10 protein-coding genes are annotated in these 15,976 nt (G+C 63.1%); 2 read left to right on the top strand and 8 right to left on the bottom strand.

The features are described 5' to 3' along the window. Positions 1–247: 247 nt before the first annotated feature. Genes AC1DUB_RS13980 through AC1DUB_RS13960 form a run of 5 tightly spaced genes read right to left on the bottom strand, consistent with a single transcriptional unit; the run spans position 248 to position 9,789 of the window. Positions 248–2,647, bottom strand: a complete 2,400-nt coding sequence (locus AC1DUB_RS13980; RefSeq protein WP_477729992.1) for a response regulator — start codon at positions 2,645–2,647, stop codon at positions 248–250. Continuing rightward, positions 2,644–3,939, bottom strand: a complete 1,296-nt coding sequence (locus AC1DUB_RS13975; protein ID WP_477729991.1) for a sensor histidine kinase — start codon at positions 3,937–3,939, stop codon at positions 2,644–2,646. Before AC1DUB_RS13975 ends, AC1DUB_RS13980 begins: the two co-directional genes overlap by 4 nt. Beyond that, positions 3,936–7,052, bottom strand: coding sequence for an ATP-binding protein (locus AC1DUB_RS13970; RefSeq protein ID WP_477729990.1), 3,117 nt, complete (start codon positions 7,050–7,052; stop codon positions 3,936–3,938). The genes AC1DUB_RS13975 and AC1DUB_RS13970 overlap by 4 nt, the downstream gene beginning before the upstream one ends. Then, entirely contained in the window at positions 7,049–8,848 is a 1,800-nt protein-coding gene (locus AC1DUB_RS13965; protein WP_477729989.1) for a DAHL domain-containing protein, read from the bottom strand. The genes AC1DUB_RS13970 and AC1DUB_RS13965 overlap by 4 nt, the downstream gene beginning before the upstream one ends. Continuing rightward, positions 8,845–9,789, bottom strand: a complete 945-nt coding sequence (locus AC1DUB_RS13960) for a cytochrome-c peroxidase (protein ID WP_477729988.1) — start codon at positions 9,787–9,789, stop codon at positions 8,845–8,847. The genes AC1DUB_RS13965 and AC1DUB_RS13960 overlap by 4 nt, the downstream gene beginning before the upstream one ends. Before the next feature lie 569 nt (positions 9,790–10,358). Between AC1DUB_RS13960 and AC1DUB_RS13955 the strand changes: the two genes are divergently transcribed. Beyond that, complete coding sequence (locus tag AC1DUB_RS13955) at positions 10,359–11,327, top strand: Bug family tripartite tricarboxylate transporter substrate binding protein (RefSeq protein ID WP_477729987.1); 969 nt, start codon at positions 10,359–10,361, stop codon at positions 11,325–11,327. 267 nt (positions 11,328–11,594) lie between these two features. After that, positions 11,595–12,710, top strand: a complete 1,116-nt coding sequence (locus AC1DUB_RS13950) for a DSD1 family PLP-dependent enzyme (protein ID WP_477729986.1) — start codon at positions 11,595–11,597, stop codon at positions 12,708–12,710. A 119-nt stretch (positions 12,711–12,829) separates the two neighbouring features. On the opposite strand, the gene AC1DUB_RS13945 is transcribed toward AC1DUB_RS13950, so the two are convergent. From AC1DUB_RS13945 to AC1DUB_RS13935, 3 genes are read right to left on the bottom strand one after another with little or no spacing between them, the layout of a single operon-like run. Next, the gene (locus AC1DUB_RS13945) at positions 12,830–13,207 is read right to left on the bottom strand and encodes a RidA family protein (protein WP_477729985.1); all 378 of its coding nucleotides are present in this window, start codon (positions 13,205–13,207) and stop codon (positions 12,830–12,832) included. Positions 13,208–13,242: 35 nt separating this feature from the next. Further along, on the bottom strand, positions 13,243–14,385 hold the full coding sequence (locus AC1DUB_RS13940; RefSeq protein WP_477729984.1) for a DSD1 family PLP-dependent enzyme: 1,143 nt from the start codon (positions 14,383–14,385) through the stop codon (positions 13,243–13,245). Positions 14,386–14,443: 58 nt separating this feature from the next. Then, the gene (locus tag AC1DUB_RS13935; RefSeq protein WP_477729983.1) at positions 14,444–15,898 is read right to left on the bottom strand and encodes an N-acyl-D-amino-acid deacylase family protein; all 1,455 of its coding nucleotides are present in this window, start codon (positions 15,896–15,898) and stop codon (positions 14,444–14,446) included. Positions 15,899–15,976 lie beyond the last annotated feature (78 nt).

The raw sequence follows: 15,976 nt of genomic DNA, 5'->3' as shown, positions 1-15,976 counted from the left end.
TTTCCACAAAAAACGCGCCTTCGGGCGCGTTTTTTTATGGGGTTGGCGGTTGCACGACCCCAAATTATTCACGGGCAAGTTCTAGTACTTCGACACAGAGGTATCGGAACACAATGAAAGCGATGGATTCGGGCCCAGGCCCAGGCGCAATACGGTTCAGTCAAGCCCTTGCCCCCTGGTTTGTCATCCCGGACTTGATCCGGGATCCATGGATTGCGGGTCAGGCCCGCAATGACAAGTCAAAGTTCTAGGTACTCAGGGGTGGATGGGTTGTGCCCCACAGGCTGTCGTCGAGCACCCGCTGCAAGGTCTGGATCAGCTCCGCGTTGGAGGTGTTCGCTTTCACCAGCACCGCTTCTGCGCGCTGGCTTTCCGTCATGTTCAGATCGCTGGCAGAGAACACGACGACCGGTGGTGCGGGGTCCAGCGCTTCGATGGTGTCTAACAGCTCCCAGCCCGAACCGTCCTGGAGCGTCAGGTCAAGCAGTACCAGATCGTAATGATGGCTGGCCAGCTGGTCCCTCGCTTCCTGCAGGGTACAGGCGAATTCAAAGGTTGCGAAGTCCTGGGCAATGGCCGCGGCAATGCGCTGAATGTCCAGGTCGTCCTCGACGTGCAGAATGCGCGGCTTGCCTTCAGCCATGTTGTCAATGGCGCGGCGCAAACTCAGGATCAGCAGGTTTTCGTCGATAGGCTTTTCCAGCCAGGTCGACACTGCCAGCGGCTGGGTGTTGAATTCGAGTTCGCCTTCTTCGGCGTTGGCCGACACCACCACAATGGGCAGGTTCCGCGTGCGGCTTTCGCGGCGCAGCGCACGGATCACGCAGATCCCGTCCAGGTCGGGCAGGTTCAGATCGACCGTCATGGCGGCGTAAGGCCAGCGCGTCACCTGTTCCAGCGCTTGCGCGGCGTTGTGCACGATGTCCGAATCAAAGCCGCCCTTTTCAAGCATCAGGTTGATCAGCCGGGCAATGTCGGGGTCGTCTTCGCAAATCAGGACACGGGGCCGCGGCGCGGCACTGTCCCGGTCTTCAACCGGCAGCGGCACCGCTTCGGGCAGCTCAAAGTGAAAAACGGTCCCTATCCCGGTCTTGGTGGTAAATCCCATGCTGCCGCCCATCTGCTCCACGATGGCGCGCGAGATACTCAGGCCCAGGCCCGTGCCACCCTTTTGCCGGGTGTCCGAGGTGTCGGCTTGCGAGAATTTCTGGAAGATGCGTTTGCGAAACTCTTCGGGGATGCCGGGGCCGCTGTCGGCCACTTCAACCCGGACCCGCCCGCCGCTGCACAGCAGCCTGATATGTACGCAGGACGCCGGCGGTGAAAATTTCACGGCATTGGACAGCAGGTTGGTGACGACCTGGGTGAGCCGGTCGCTGTCGACGTTGACCCTCACCGCGGCTGTCGGGGCATCGAGGGCCAGTTTGACGTTGTGCTGGCCTGCAAAGCCTTCATTGGCCGCCAGGGCCTGCACCAGCAGAGGCTGCAGTTCCACCTGCTGCAGCTCAAAGCGCATCTTGCCCGACTCGATTTTTTCGCTGTCAAGAATGTCGTTGATGAGCCTGATCAGGCGCTCGCAGTTATTGGCGGCAATACCGACCAGGTTCCTGGCCATGACCGGCAGCTCTCCGGCAACACCACCGGCCATCAGGCCCAGCGAGCCGCGGATGGAGGTCAGCGGCGTGCGCAGCTCATGGCTGACGGTGGAGACAAATTCACTTTTCATGCGGTCGATGCGTCTGAGTTCGGTCATATCGGTGCCCAGCGAGAAAAAGCCCACCACCTTGCCTTCATCCTTGTCTTCGCCATAGCGCGGAAAGTACTGCATGACGTAGTCGCGCAGCTGGCCGTCCGCAGTTTTCTGCACGCGGTCATACTGCACCGCGTAACCCGACAAGACTTCTTCAATCTTGCTGCGTTCTTTTTCGTAAAGCGCATCACCCATCATCTCGCGCATGGTCTTGCCGTGGATCTGATCGCGCTTCAGGCCAAAGCCTTCTTCATAGGCCAGGTTGTGAAACTGAAAGCGCTGTTCAGCGTCGACGTAGGCAATCAAGGCCGGCACGGTGTCCGTGATCTGGCGCAACTGCGATTCGCTGGCGCGCATCGCCTTGGCGCGTTCCTCTGCGGCTTCCTCCAGGCCGCTCATCTGCAGCGTCGTCTGCCGCGCCAGTTCCCATTTGGTGGTCAGCGTCCTGGCCAGCTGGCTGACCTCGATCATGTCGAACGGCTTCTTGATGATGAGCAGGCGGTCCTGCGCGTCCAGCCGCGTCAGCACCTCCTCCCACGGGTAGTCGGAGTAGGCCGTGCAGATCACGATCTGCATCTGCGGGTCGATGCGCCAGAGCCGCTCGATCGTCTCCACGCCATCCAGGCCCGGGGGCATGCGCATGTCCACAAAGGCCATGGCATAAGGATGGCCGGCCTGAACGGAGGCTTCGACCCTGGCCACCCCTTCGAGTCCCTGGTAGGCCGAGTCCAGTTCGAAGCCCTCACCGGACGGCGATGCGGGCGGGCCAAACAGGGCTGCTTCGACTTCGTCCAGATCGCGCCCCCCCGACTTGGCCGCGAGGATCTTGCGGAAGTCCTCATGGATGGAGGGCATGTCGTCGACCAGCAAAATGTGCCGGTTCTGCTGCGTGGTCATGGCGCGTTCCTGTTTTCTTGTGGTGCGAAGTGGCTTTCACGGGGCGGGCCTTGCCGGGCGGCCGAAGGGAGCGTGAAGTAAAACGTGGCGCCTTCGTCAGGTTTGGAATCGGCCCAGACCCGGCCGCCGTGCCGGCCGACAATCCGGCTCACGGTGACCAGTCCCGCGCCGGTTCCGGGAAACTCATGGACCGCGTGGAGCCGCTGGAAGGTGCCGAACAGCTTGCTGGCGTAAGCCATGTCGAAACCGCAACCGTTGTCTCGCACAAAGAACACCGCCTCGCCGTCGGTGCCGTCCAGTCTGCCGACCTCGATCTCGGTATGGGTCCGCAGGGACGAGAACTTCCAGGCATTGTCCAGCAGGTGCTGCATCGCGGTCCGGATCAGGCGCCGGTCGCCGTGGACCCACAAACCGTCCTGGACGGTGATGGACGCCTCGCGCGACGGAACAACGCTGCGGTAATCGCCGAGGAGCTCGCGCGAGATGGCGCTCAGATCGACTGGCTCCATGTGCAGCTCGGCACGCGATGCCTGGGCCAGGGACAACAGGGCTTCGATCAGTTGCGACCCCACCACGGCATTGGCCTGAATTCTGGACAGGTAGTGCAGCACCGCCTCGCTGGCATGGCCGTCCAGTTCCTTGGCCAGCAGATTGCTGAACGCATTCATGATGCTCAGCGGCGTGCGCAGATCATGCGATACGGCGTACGCAAACGCCTCGAGCTCCCTGTTGGATTGGCGCAGGGCTGCTTCGGTTGCCCTGAGCTCCCGCACGGCCTCTTCCAGGCTGTTCATCTGCAACGCCGCCTGGCGTGCCAGTTCCCATTTGGCGGTCAGCATCCTGGCCAGCTGGCTGACCTCGATCATGTCGAACGGCTTCTTGATGATGAGCAGGCGATCCTGCACATCCAGCCGCGTCAGCACTTCCTCCCAGGGGTAGTCGGAGTAGGCTGTGCAGATCACGACCTGCACCTGCGGGTCGATGCGCCAGAGCCGTTCGATTGTCTCCACGCCGTCCCAGCCCGGGGGCATGCGCATGTCCACAAAGGCCATGGCATAGGGACGGCCGGCCTGAACGGAGGCTTCGACCCTGGCCACGCCTTCCTGCCCCTGGTAGGCTGAGTCCAGTTCGAAGCCCTCACCGGACAGGGATGTGGCCTGGCCAAACAGGGCCGTTTCGACATCGTCCAGATCGTGCGCCGCCGGCCTGGCCACGAGGATCTTGCGGAAGTCCTCATGGATGGAGGGCATGTCGTCGACCAGCAAAATGCGCCGATTCGGTTGCGGGTTCACGGCTGGTCCTGCGCGCCGTTGATCGGAAGCTCGAGTGTGAAGGTCGCGCCCCGGCCGATCCCGTCGCTGTGGGTCGTGAGAGTGCCACCCATCTCCGCGGCCGCCAGTGCGCAGCTGTGCAATCCGAAGCCGTGGCCGTCCTTCTTGGTGGTGAAGCCGTGGGAAAAGATTCGCCCCAGGTTTTCGGGCGGTATGCCCACACCGTTGTCACTGACCGCGATTCGAACGTGATCGTTGTCGCGGGTCGTATGGACGCCCAATTTTTTCTCCTGGCGGCCTGAAACTTCGCAGGATTGTTTGGCATTGCGAACCAGGTTGACCAGGATTTGCAGCACCTTGTGCTTTTCCACCCTGACAGCCGGCACGGCCTTGAAATCCCTGATGACTTCAATGTCGTGCTGCGCCGCCCCGCTCAGGTTCATCCGCAGGGCGTCTTCCACCAACTCGGGCACATTGACGGCTTCCGTCGCACCGGGCGTTCTGGCCAGGTCCTGCTGCCTCGCCACAACCTCTTTGATGTGTTGGAGGTTCTTTTGCAGTTGCGCCAGTTCCTTGAGTGCGCCGGCTTGCTCTTCGGCCAGTTGCCCGGCCAGTTGCGCCAGGTAAACCGGCACCTGCCGGCCTTTGGGGCTGTTGGTGAAGAAGTCGCCCAGATCCTTCTCGTGCTCCCGCAGTAGCGCGACCACTTTGGACAAATTGGCGGCCTTCGATTTTCTGAGGCTGTCAGCCACGCAAAAAGACGCGATATTGGCGCTGTTGAGCACATTGCCGATGTCGTGCAGGATTCCGGTGGCGAATTCCGCCATGTCGGCCTTGAGGGATGCGGCCAATAGTTGAGTGTGGGCCTGCTCCAGCTCTAGCGCCGCCTGCCTGCGCGCGGTGATGTCCTGAAGCGCCCCTTGCACCCGCGTGATCGTGCCGGCGGCATGGCATTCGGCCTCGCCGATGGCGCGAACCCAGACATGCCGTCCTTTGGCGGTGATGAGTTCCGCTTCGAGATCGAAGGGCGTGCCCTCCCGGACGCAGGCCTCATAGGCTTTCTGGATGGACTCACGCGACTGCGGGGCGTAGAAACTCAAGGCCAGCTCAAGTCCAGGCGCGGTGCCGGGTGCCACGTCGTGGATGGCGCATATCTCATCCGACCAGGTGATGCGGGCTTCCGGCAGGTCAACGGTCCAGCCGCCCAGCCGGGCGGTGTGGCCGGCAATACGGAGCAGGGCTTCGCTCTGGCGAAGGCTTTCCTCCGCGGCCCTGCGCTCTATCGTCGCCCAGCAACGTTCGACGACTTCCTGAACGATGGCGACTTCGCCCGGGGTCCAGTCGCGCGGTGTCGTCTGGTGCACGGCCATCATGGCGCGAAGAATGCCATCCTTGACCAGCGGGCAGGTGATGATCGCCTGGATGCCGATGGCATTGAACATCTCCGCTCCATCGCCCGGCAAAAGCTCCGCCTCCACATTGCGAATGATCAGGGTCTGCCCGCTTTGGAGCTTGGCCACGGGCCGCGCACCAAAGAGCGAAAGCTGATAATTGCCCACGGTGCTCATGCAGCCGTCGGTGTAGTCGTGCAGGATGGTGAACTGTTCGCCGTCCTTTTCCACGTCTGCGTAGGCGCAGCGGGAGGCGCCCAGGCGCTCGCCCAGCATGCGCGCCGTCACTGCCATGATCTGCTCCGGATCGGCCAGCGCGCGCGTCGCTTTGGCCAGATCGTTCAGAAAGCGAAAATGCTCTTCGCTCTCGCGCAGGGCTCGCTCCGTCCGCTTGCGCTCGGTGATGTCAAGCACGACGCCCTGGCTGCCAATGATGGCCTGGTCAGGCCCAAACACCGCCGATTTGACAACCTGCCAGTGCTGCGGCTGGCCGTCCGGGCCGGTGTAGGTTTCCTCCAGTGCGACCGGCTGCCCGTTTCGCATGATCTGCTCGTGGTGGATCGTCCCCTGGCCGGCCAGCTCAGGGAGCCACATACTGGCCGCGTTCTGTGATTCGCGCGCGCAAATCTCCGGCGCGGTCCAGCCCAGAATCTGATCCGCCGGCATGTGTTTGAGCTCGCAAAACCGGGGGTTGACGAAAACGTGTCGCCCGGCGGCGTCCTTGCGAAAAATCCCGACCGGCAGCTGCACGACCAGCGAGTGATAGAGCGCCTGCGACACCAGCAACGCTTCTTCGGCGTGGTCGCGCTCGGCGACCCGTGCCGCGAGATCGTCGTGGGACTGCTGCAAAGTGGCATTCTTTTGTTGAATTTGGGCGAGCATTTCGTTGAACCCGTCCGTGAGCAGGCCCAGCTCATCGCGGCTGCTTCGTTGCGCGCGGAGCGAATAGTCTTTCTCGGCCGAAACTCTGGCTACCGTCTGCGTCAGGTCATGAATGGACCTGGTGATGCGCCTGGCAAGCAGATGGCTCGCCAGCATGAGTCCCAGGAACACGCTGAGGGCCGCCCCTACCGCGTAACGCTGTTCATCGAGAAGGACGGCAGCAAGGGAGGTTTTGTATTGGTCAAAGTCGTTGGCGATCGATGCCACGAGCCCGTCGATCAAGTCGGTCGGCACGTGATCCATCCCGCGAACCAGGCGATCCACCGACTGAAAATTCAGTCTTCCGCTTTGCTCGAAGACCCCCAGGGCGTTTCGATAGCGACGGCCAAGTTCTTCATGCACTTTCAAAAATTCGTCCTCCCTGGCGCGGAGGGCGGGTTGGGTGAGCATGCCTGTCAAGGCTTTCCCGTTTTCCTGAACCAGGCGTTCCTGCACCAAAAACAATCGACGGTGGCGCTCGAAATCCTCCGGGCGATGGCCTCTTAACAGGATGTTGTTCCATTCCTGCACCTGTTTTTTGAAATTCACCTGCTGGACTCTCGCCAACTCCATCCAGCGCATGTACGAGGCAAGAACCTCACGGTCGCGATTGACATTCACCTGCATCCACGACAGAAGAACCAGTGTGGCAATCAGCGCAAACACAAGGCAAAAACCAGTCAGTGCGGCGACTTTGGCTCTGATGCCAAATCCGTTCATGGACGCGTCAAACCACGAGAATCGGCCTTTCTCCGCGAGCCCGGTTTTCCGGGCCGCAGGGGCGGGGCTGATGAGGGACTCCGGCGGGTGCTGCGCTTTCATGGCTCGGCCTGCGCTGTGTCGACCGGGAGTTCCAGCGTGAAGGTCGCGCCCTTGCCGGGGCCATCGCTGTGGGCCGTGAGGGCGCCGCCCATCTGCCGGGCCGCCAGCGCGCAGCTGTGCAGCCCGAAGCCGTGGCCTGCCTTGCGGGTGGTGAATCCGTGCGCGAAGATCCGCGTCAGGTTCTCCTCTGTGATGCCCTCGCCCTCATCCTTGACGGATACCCGCAAACTGGAGCCGGCGGCGACGTCCACACGCAGCGTGATCCGGTGCGATCCACCCGTCATGCCCGCCATGGCGTTCTTGGCGTTGCTGATCAGGTTCACCAGGATCTGCAACACGCGCGCCCGGTCGAGCCGAACCACCGGTACCTCTGCAAACTCCTTGACCACGGTCACCTGATGGCGCGCGAGTGCTCCGCCGTTCATGCGCAGGGCATCCTCCGCCAGATCGCATATCTGGACCGGCACGATGACGCTGGACACCCCGGCGTAGGATTGCTGGGTGGCCACTACGTCCTTGATGTGATCGATGCTGCGGGTGAGGTGCCCCAGTTCCTTGAGCATGTCTTGCTGCTCCTGCGCCAGGGCGTGCGCAATCCCGCTCAGGTAGCCGGGCAGCAGCTTGCCCTTGTCGTCACGGGTCAGAAAATCGCCCAGGTCCGCCGCGTGCGCGTCCATCAATTGCACGGCCCGCATCAAACCCGGGGCCCGGGAGGTGCGCAGCGTGCTGCCGACCAGATCGGCAGAGACGTTGACGCTGTTCAGGATGTTGCCCACGTTGTGCAGCACGTTGGTGGCCATCTCCGCCATGCCGGCCTGGCGCGCTGTAGCGACCAGTTCACTCTGCGTCTCGTGCAGTTCCTGAACCCGTAGCTCCAGATTTTCATTGGCATCCTGGAGTTCCTCGTTGACGCGCTTGATCACGGCGTGACTGCGCACCAGGCGGATCGCCGCATACACGAGAAGCGCCACCAGCACCGCCGAGAAAATCAGCAGGTACGCACGATGCTGGTCGAGCTGCACTTCAGCTTGCTGGTGTTCAACGGTCATCGCGTTGTTGATCTCATCGATCATTGCTGCCGTCGGCACGGCAATAATACGGCCGAGAAGCTGATTGACAGTCTTTTGCTCGCGCAGGATGGTGCGGACATGCACGCCGAAAATATCCAGCCTCTCCCGGATATCCGGTGGAAGGTTATGCAAACCGGCATCAAGCTGGCTCAACTCAGCCTGGATTTCGGAACCCTTGTCATCCGATGCGTTTTGGCTGTACAACAGGCTGGCGAGCAGCAGCTTGTTCACGTTGATCAAGGCGCGTCTGACTGCCGGCTGTGCGCTTGCACTGGCTTGCCCCACCGACTGTTCGACGTCCGCCGCCGCGGTGGGCAAGAAGACCAGCGAGTTACGCAGCACCGAGTTGTTCGATTTGAACTGTTCGATCAGGACGGCTTTTTCCTGGATGACGCGGAACAGCGCCGCACGGTTCTTCTCCAGCGTAGCAGCTTCGGCGTGTTGCTGGGTCTCCATGTCCGCCTTGAGTTTTTCCAGCAGCCGGTTTAATTCAACCAGGGAGCCAGCCAGGGGATCGTAGTGCGTGTTGATGCCGACTTTGGACTTCAGAACGTCCAGTTCCCATTCGGCATCCAGTTGCTTGAGATGCCTTAGCAGGACGACATTCTCAAAGTAATCGGGTCCGCCAAAGCTTTGCGTTTTCTCATAGAGGAAAACCAGAACAGACATCAGGATGGCGGTCACAGCCGCCATCGGTAACCAGGTCAATGGTTTGGACACTCTCACGGCTTTGCGTCCAGTTCACCGGTCAGTGTGCCCAGAAACCTGACGATGGAATCCTTGTCCTCCCTGGAGGCGACGCGGCCGAGCTGGTACCTGAACATGATGTCAACGGCATCTTCCAGCGTCTTCGCCGAGGCATCGTGGAAGTAGGGCGCGGTCAGCGCGACGTTGCGCAGGCTGGGCACCTTGAAGACATACCTGTCGCTTTCCACCTTGGTGACGAGATAACGGCCAAGGTCGGCCTGCGTCGGATTGCCGCGCTTCTCGAAGTAGTTGCCCATGACGCCAAACTTCTGAAACATGTTGCCGCCCACATTCACGCCCTGGTGGCAGGCGACGCATCCATACTGCTTGAATTTTGCGTATCCGGTTTTCTCGGCGGCGGAAATGGCATTGGCGTCACCACGCAGAAATTTGTCAAAGCGCGAATTTGGCGTGATCAGGGTTCGCTCGAAAGTCGCGATGGCGTTCTGGATATTCGCCTTGGTGACCCCGTCTTTGTAGGCCGCCGCAAATGCGCTCTTGTATTTGGCGTCCTGCGACACTTTCTGGACGACGTCTTCCCATTTCGAACCCATCTCAACCGGGTTCTGTACGACGTGATCTATCTGTGCTTCCAGCGAGTCGGCACGGCCATTCCAGAACTGCTTGAAATTGAGCGCGGCATTGAGCACCGTCGGGGCGTTGACGCCGGTCAGCCCGCCATGCAGCCCAATTGACTGCGCGCGGCCGTCGCCGCCGCCCTTGCCCAGATCGTGGCAGCTGGCGCAAGACACGCGGCCATTGCCGGACAGGCGTGTATCGCGAAACAGCAGGCGTCCGATTTCGGTGCGAGCCGAATCCTGCTTCAGGGTCGGTGGAATCGGCTGGATCGGCTCATCGAGCAAGGCCGCAGCGGCGGGGTGGGATGCCCAGACGACCATGACGATCACGAGCTTCAACATGCTCGATGTCGTGGTTTGCATGGTTGTACGGACCGCAGACATGGTCGTCGTTCTTTTTTTTCCCATCCCTATTGCCTTGCCAGTGTTGCTGGCGTCGTCTTCAATACGGATCAAACACACTTCAGGGCTTATCAGCCGTGTACTTGATAAGCTGTTTTCTGCCTGGCTGTATTTGCGAGCAATTTGCGAACATTGTGCAAGAAAACGATTCTTTGTGCCTGTCTTCGTTGGGTAAAAAAGCCGATTTGAAACCGATTTGGACAAAACCGGGCCCAAACAACCCTGTTTCAGTACCCGCATGCCACCGATGTGGGGCCGGGAAAGGCTGGCCGGCATGATCGCTCCGCGGTCCGTGCCCACGCACCGAACTGAATCGAATGGAATCGAACTGAATGCATGCATGCCCCCAAAGCGGGCACATTGCTAAGTCCTGCTTAACTCTAGCTGTAGCCTGGGTAAGCGACATTCAGCAGACGCGGTCCTAGAATGAATTCGCCTGAAAAGCCCGCGCCCATGCGGCTTTCCAGCCCGCTGCACCCGCCCTGCTTTCACCTCCTGGAGTCCGAACAATGCGTCGCCAATCCCTGTTAGCCAGCATCTTCTTCGCCGCGCTCGCGGCCTTCGCCCTGCCCGGCCAGGCCGCCTACCCGGACAAGCCCATCCGCCTGATCGTGCCGTCGGCGCCGGGGGGCGCTCCCGACGTGCTGATGCGGGCGCTGGCCCAGCAGCTGTCGGTTCAGATGGGCGTGCCGTTCGTGATCGACAACAAGCCGGGCGCCTCCTATGTGATCGGCACGATGGACCTGGTGCGCTCGCCGGCGGATGGTTACACGCTGGCCTACGGCAACGTGGTGTCCCTGGCCACCAACCGCTCGCTGCTGCCGAACATTCCCTACGACATTGACAAGGACCTGACCCTGATCTCGAACGCGGTGCGCGTGGTCAACCTGATGGTGGTGAACAACAGCGTGCCGGCCAGCACCGTGCCGGAGCTGATCGCCTATGCGAAGAAAAACCCGGGCAAGCTGGCCTTTGCCTCGGACGGCAACGGCACCACGGCCCACCTTGGCGTGGAGCTGTTCAAGTCGATGACCAACACTTACATGCTGCATGTGCCCTACAAGGCCGCGACGTCGGCCGTCACCGACCTGATCGGCGGCGGCGTGCAGCTGATGATGATCAACTCGCCGGTGGCCGGACCGCACGCCCAGGCCGGCCGTGTGCGGGCGCTGGGCATTTCGGACAATCGGCGTTCCAGCACCTACCCGCAGATCCCGACCATCGCGGAAGCCGTGCCGGGCTTTGAGGTGGTGGCCTGGGGCGGCCTGATCGGGCCGGCCAACATGCCCAAAGACATCGTCACGCGCCTTAACGCGGAGATCCGCACGGCGCTGGCCAATCCGGCCGTCAAGGAGCGTTTCAGGGTATTGGGTTCGGAGACCGACCCCAGCACGCCCGAGGAGTTCCGCGAGCTGTCCCGGCGTGAAACCGAGAAGTGGGCCCGCGTGATCAAGTTCTCCGGCGCGAAGGTGGATTGATGCCTGCTGCCCGCCTTAAACCTAGAAACCGCAGTTGACCGCTCACAAACTTCAGGAAAGCCGCATGCACATTGACTTTTCCCTCTTCGATCGCGTTCACCTTCCGGGTGACAGCGCTATGCGCCCGATTGCACCGTGATCGACGCGCCATGCTGCGTTGCTCCGCCTTGTGGGCAGGAGCCCACTGCGTTGTCACACCTTGCCTGGCACGCCGATCACGGCGCACTCGGGCGCATCCAACTGCCGTTTCTAGGTTAAAAGAAACCCATGACGCCATGGAAGGCTGCACGGCCCGGAGATTCGCTGGACGCGGTGGACACGCCCGCGCTGGTGCTGGACCTGGACGCGTTCGAACGCAACCTGCGCCGCATGGCAGATGCGCTCAAGGGCAGCAAGGTGCGCCTGCGTCCGCACGCCAAGAGCCACAAGTGTCCCGAGATTGCGCTGCGCCAGATCGCGCTGGGTGCCGTCGGCGTCTGCTGCCAGAAGGTCAGCGAGGCAGCGGTGTTTGTCGCGGCCGGTGTGCGCGATGTGTTGATCACCAACGAGGTGGTCGGCCGGGCCAAAATCGGCCGCCTGATGGAGCTGGCGCGCGCCGCGCACCTGGGCGTGCTGGTCGATCACCCGTCGCAGGTGGCGCCGCTGGCGGTGGCCGCGCAAGCGCACGAGGTCATGCTGGATGTGTATGTGGAAGTGGATGTGGGCGCGCACCGCTGCGGCGCCGCGCCGGGGGCCGAGGCCGCGCAGCTGGCCAGGCTGGTGGCCGCGTCGCCGCCCCTGCGCTTTGCCGGCCTGCAGTGCTACCACGGCCCCGCGCAGCATCTGCGCACGCCGCGCGAACGTGCCCAGGCCATTGGGGAGGCCGTCCAGCGGGTTCGCCAGACGCTGGCGGCGATTGAGGCCTGCGGCATTGCCGTGAAGTGTGTCACCGGCGCAGGCACCGGCACCTTCCTGCACGAGCGGGATTCGGGTGTCTACAACGAACTGCAGGCCGGCTCTTACGTGTTCATGGACCGCGACTATGGTGACAACCAGCGTGGCGAAGGCGATGTCGCGTTTGAACATGCGCTGTTCATCAAGACCACCGTGATGAGCCGGCCCACCGCCGAGCGCGCCGTGGTCGACAGCGGCCTCAAGGCGTCCAGCGTCGATTCGGGCCTGCCCGTCGTGTGGAAACGGCCCGAGCTGCATTACGCCAAGGCCGCCGACGAGCACGGCGTCATCCTGACGCCGGATGCCGCCGCCCTGTCCCTGGGCGACACGCTGTGGCTGGTGCCCGGCCATTGCGACCCGACCGTCAACCTCTACGACGAACTGGTGTGTGTGCGTGGCCAGCGCGTCGAGGCGCTGTGGCCAGTCGCAGCGCGCGGCGCGCTGCTCTGATTCCAATCCGCATTAAAAACGATAACTGCGTTGCTTGGCCTTGCCGTGCTGTAGCACTGTCTGCGGCGTCGCGCCTTGTTCTCGCTTCCAATGCGAACTGGAATGAGGGGCCGGGCGGCTCAGGCCCGCCCCGGCCGCTCGGCCACCATCTGGATCTCGACCAGGAAGCCGTGGTGCAGCGCCGGCACCGGCACCACGGCCCGCGCCGGGCGGTGGCTGCCGAAGCGCTCGGCGTACAGCCGGTTGAAGTCCGGCCAGTGCTCCACGCCCACCAGGTACACCGTGGACTGCACCACATCATCGAAACCGCAACCCGCCGCAGCCAGCACGGCGCTGCAGTGGTCCAGCGCCGACTGCACCTGGGCTTCGAAGGGCGCGGGCGGCTGGTTGTTGCCGGACGGCAGCATGCCCGAGACAAACACCAGGCCGCCGGCTTCCACCGCATGTGAATAGTGGCCGCCGGGCGCCGGCACCTGCGCAGAGGAAATGAGTTTCATCGCAGTCTGTCTCCAAATGGCCGTCGGGCCGTCGCCTACCAGCCGTAAAAGCGTTGCCAGGTGCCGGCGAGCCGCTGCGCCCCGTCCAGTGCCCGGTAACAGGGGAACTGTGCCGCCGTGGCGCAGGCATGGTTGGGCAGGATGCGGAGCTGGCTGCCAATCGGCAGGAAGGGCGCCGGGCCCGCCGTGCTGCCCGGCCTACGGGCGATGATGCCGTGCTCCTGGTTGGCATCGACCATGATCAGGTCTTCCAGCGGAGCGCCATCGACGCCGCAGACCACGCCGTAGCCCTGGTCAATGCTTTGCCGGGAGGTGCCCCGGTCACGCGACATGGCCATCCAGCCCGCGTCGGTCACCGTCCAGCCCTTGTCCTTCTGGTGGCCGATCACCGTGGTCAGCACGGACAGGGCAATCTCGTCGGTACGGCAGACGCCGAGGCCGGCCATCACGAGGTCAAAAAAGACAAACACGCCGGCGCGCACCTCGGTCACGCCGTCGAGGTTTTCGGCAAACAGCGCGGTTGGCGTGGAGCCCACGCTGACCACCGGGCAGGCATGGCCCGCCGCGCGCAGGCGCCTCGCCGCCTGCACGGCGCCGGCGCGCTCCTGCTCGGCCATGGCCACGATGGCCTCGGTGCTGCGGCAGATGTAGGAGTCGCCGGCGTGGGTCATCACGCCGCCCACCGCCAGTCCCTGTGACTGCAGCGCGTCGGCAATGGCCAGCAGCGCGGGCGAGTCGGGCTGAACCCCGGAGCGGTGTCCGTCGCAGTCGATCTCGATCAACACATCCAGCCGGTCGTCTCCCTGAAGCCCTTCCGGGTTGAGTTGCAGCGCCATTTCCACGCTGTCCACGATCACCGTCAGCCGGATGCCCTGCTGGCGCAGGCGCAGTGCATGCGCCAGCTTGTTGGGCGACAGGCACACGGCGTACAGGATGTCGTTGATGCCGCGCTCGCTGAAATACTCGGCCTCGCGCAAGGTGGAGACCGTGATGCCGCGCGCACCGGCGTCAAGCAGGCGCTGCGTCACGTCCATGCACTTGTTGGTCTTGACGTGCGGACGGAAATGAACGCCGTGGCGCGTCATGCGCCCGCGCATGCGTTCGATGTTGCGGTCCATGCGCGCTGTGTCCAGCAGCAATGCGGGGGTTTCGAGATTTTCAAAAAGGCTGGTGTTCATGCGGTCTGCAGTCCGGAAGATGTCTTGTGTGTGTTGTGTGCTTTGTGGGTCGTGTGCGTCATGTGGTTTCGCGTTTGAGCACCCGGCCCGGCCGGGCGCCGCTGGGCTGGCCGTTGCGCCAGACGATCTGGCCGTTCACCAGCACGGTGTCGATCCCGATGGCCGGGGCAATCGGTTTCTTGAAGGTCGCGCCTTCGTCCACCGTGTCCGGGTTGAGCAGCGTGAGGTCGGCAAAAGCGCCCTCCTGGACCAGGCCGCGCCCGGCCAGACCGAAGTTCCTGGCGGTCAGGCCCGTCATCTTGTGGATCGCCGTTTCCAGTGTGAACAGGCCCAGCGTGCGGCCGTAATGGCCGAGCACGCGCGGAAAGCTGCCCCACAGGCGCGGATGCGGCGCCTCATCATGCGGCAGGCCGTCCGAGCCGATCATGGTCTGGTCGAACTGCAGGATGCGCTGCACATCGCGGTCGTCCATCATGTAGTAGATCGCGCCGGCCGGGGTCAGACGGTCCACCACCTCCTCCAGCGTGCCGCCCTGCTGCGCCACGATGTCGGCCAGGTCCATACCGGCGCATTCCGGCATGGGCTCCGACCAGGTCACGGTCACGCGCGTGGCATTGACCGCGCGGTGCGCCGACAAGATGGTGGACGAGGCCGGGTAGGGATAGCAGTCCAGGCAGATCGGCTGGAGCGCCATGTTGTCGGCAATGAACTTCAGCGTCTCGGTCGACCGGCCATAGTTCTTCACGCCGACCACCTTGTGGTGCGAGATCACCACTGGCACATCCACCTCGCGGCCAATGCGAAAGGTCTCGGTCAGCGACTTGATGACGTCGTCGCCCTCGTTGCGCATGTGGGTGCAGTACACGCCGCCGTGCGCGCGCAGCGGCTCGCAGATGGCAATCACCTCTTCGGTCGGGGCGGCAATCGACGGCTCGTAAAACAGGCCGGTCGACACGCCAATCGCGCCGGCCTGCATGGCTTCCTCGACCAGTTCGCGCATCGCGTCAATCTCGCCGGCGCTCGCCGGCTGCGTCAGGTCGTCCATGGTGGCCACGCGCAGCGTGGTGTGGCCCACCAGCATGGCGCAGTTGGTGGCGGCCGGCTGGGCACGCAAGGCGTCCAGGTAGCTGGCGAAATCGGGGAAGCGGAACCACGCGCCGGTGCCGTCCAGCAGGTTCAGCGGCGGCGTCACCGGGTCGGGAATGGGCCGCGGCATGGGGGCCAGCGACACGCCGCAGTTGCCGCCGACCACCGTCGTGATGCCCTGGCTGACCTTGGGTGCCATGTCGCCGCCCGAGAGCATGAGCCGGTCGTCGTGGGTGTGGGCGTCGATGAAGCCGGGGGCCAGCACCATGCCGGCGGCGTCGATCTCGGTGCTGGCGCCGGCGCCGCGCAGGTCGCCAATGCGCGCAATGCGGTCGCCGCGAATGCCCACATCGCCACTGAAACGGGCAGCGCCGGTTCCATCAACAATGGCGGCGTTGCGGATCAGGATGTCGTAATGCTCGCTCATGTCTTGCCTCGGCGCTGGGTTGCGGAGACTTCAGTTTAGTAGCACTATTGCGTAGAATTACTGAACAGTTCTAACACT

The organism is Polaromonas sp. P4_F9 (assembly GCF_056401235.1).
The sequence above is the reverse complement of the archived record's forward strand: the minus strand, read 5'-3'. Positions and strand labels throughout refer to the sequence as shown.

What these genes read in the sequence shown, in the direction of transcription:
- AC1DUB_RS13980 (WP_477729992.1), bottom strand. Translation starts at nt 2,647, where the DNA reads ATGACCACGCAGCAGAACCGGCACATTTTGCTGGTCGACGACATGCCC.
- AC1DUB_RS13970 (WP_477729990.1), bottom strand. Translation starts at nt 7,052, where the DNA reads ATGAAAGCGCAGCACCCGCCGGAGTCCCTCATCAGCCCCGCCCCTGCG.
- AC1DUB_RS13960 (WP_477729988.1), bottom strand. Translation starts at nt 9,789, where the DNA reads ATGTTGAAGCTCGTGATCGTCATGGTCGTCTGGGCATCCCACCCCGCC.
- AC1DUB_RS13955 (WP_477729987.1), top strand. Translation starts at nt 10,359, where the DNA reads ATGCGTCGCCAATCCCTGTTAGCCAGCATCTTCTTCGCCGCGCTCGCG.
- AC1DUB_RS13950 (WP_477729986.1), top strand. Translation starts at nt 11,595, where the DNA reads ATGACGCCATGGAAGGCTGCACGGCCCGGAGATTCGCTGGACGCGGTG.
- AC1DUB_RS13945 (WP_477729985.1), bottom strand. Translation starts at nt 13,207, where the DNA reads ATGAAACTCATTTCCTCTGCGCAGGTGCCGGCGCCCGGCGGCCACTAT.
- AC1DUB_RS13940 (WP_477729984.1), bottom strand. Translation starts at nt 14,385, where the DNA reads ATGAACACCAGCCTTTTTGAAAATCTCGAAACCCCCGCATTGCTGCTG.
- AC1DUB_RS13935 (WP_477729983.1), bottom strand. Translation starts at nt 15,898, where the DNA reads ATGAGCGAGCATTACGACATCCTGATCCGCAACGCCGCCATTGTTGAT.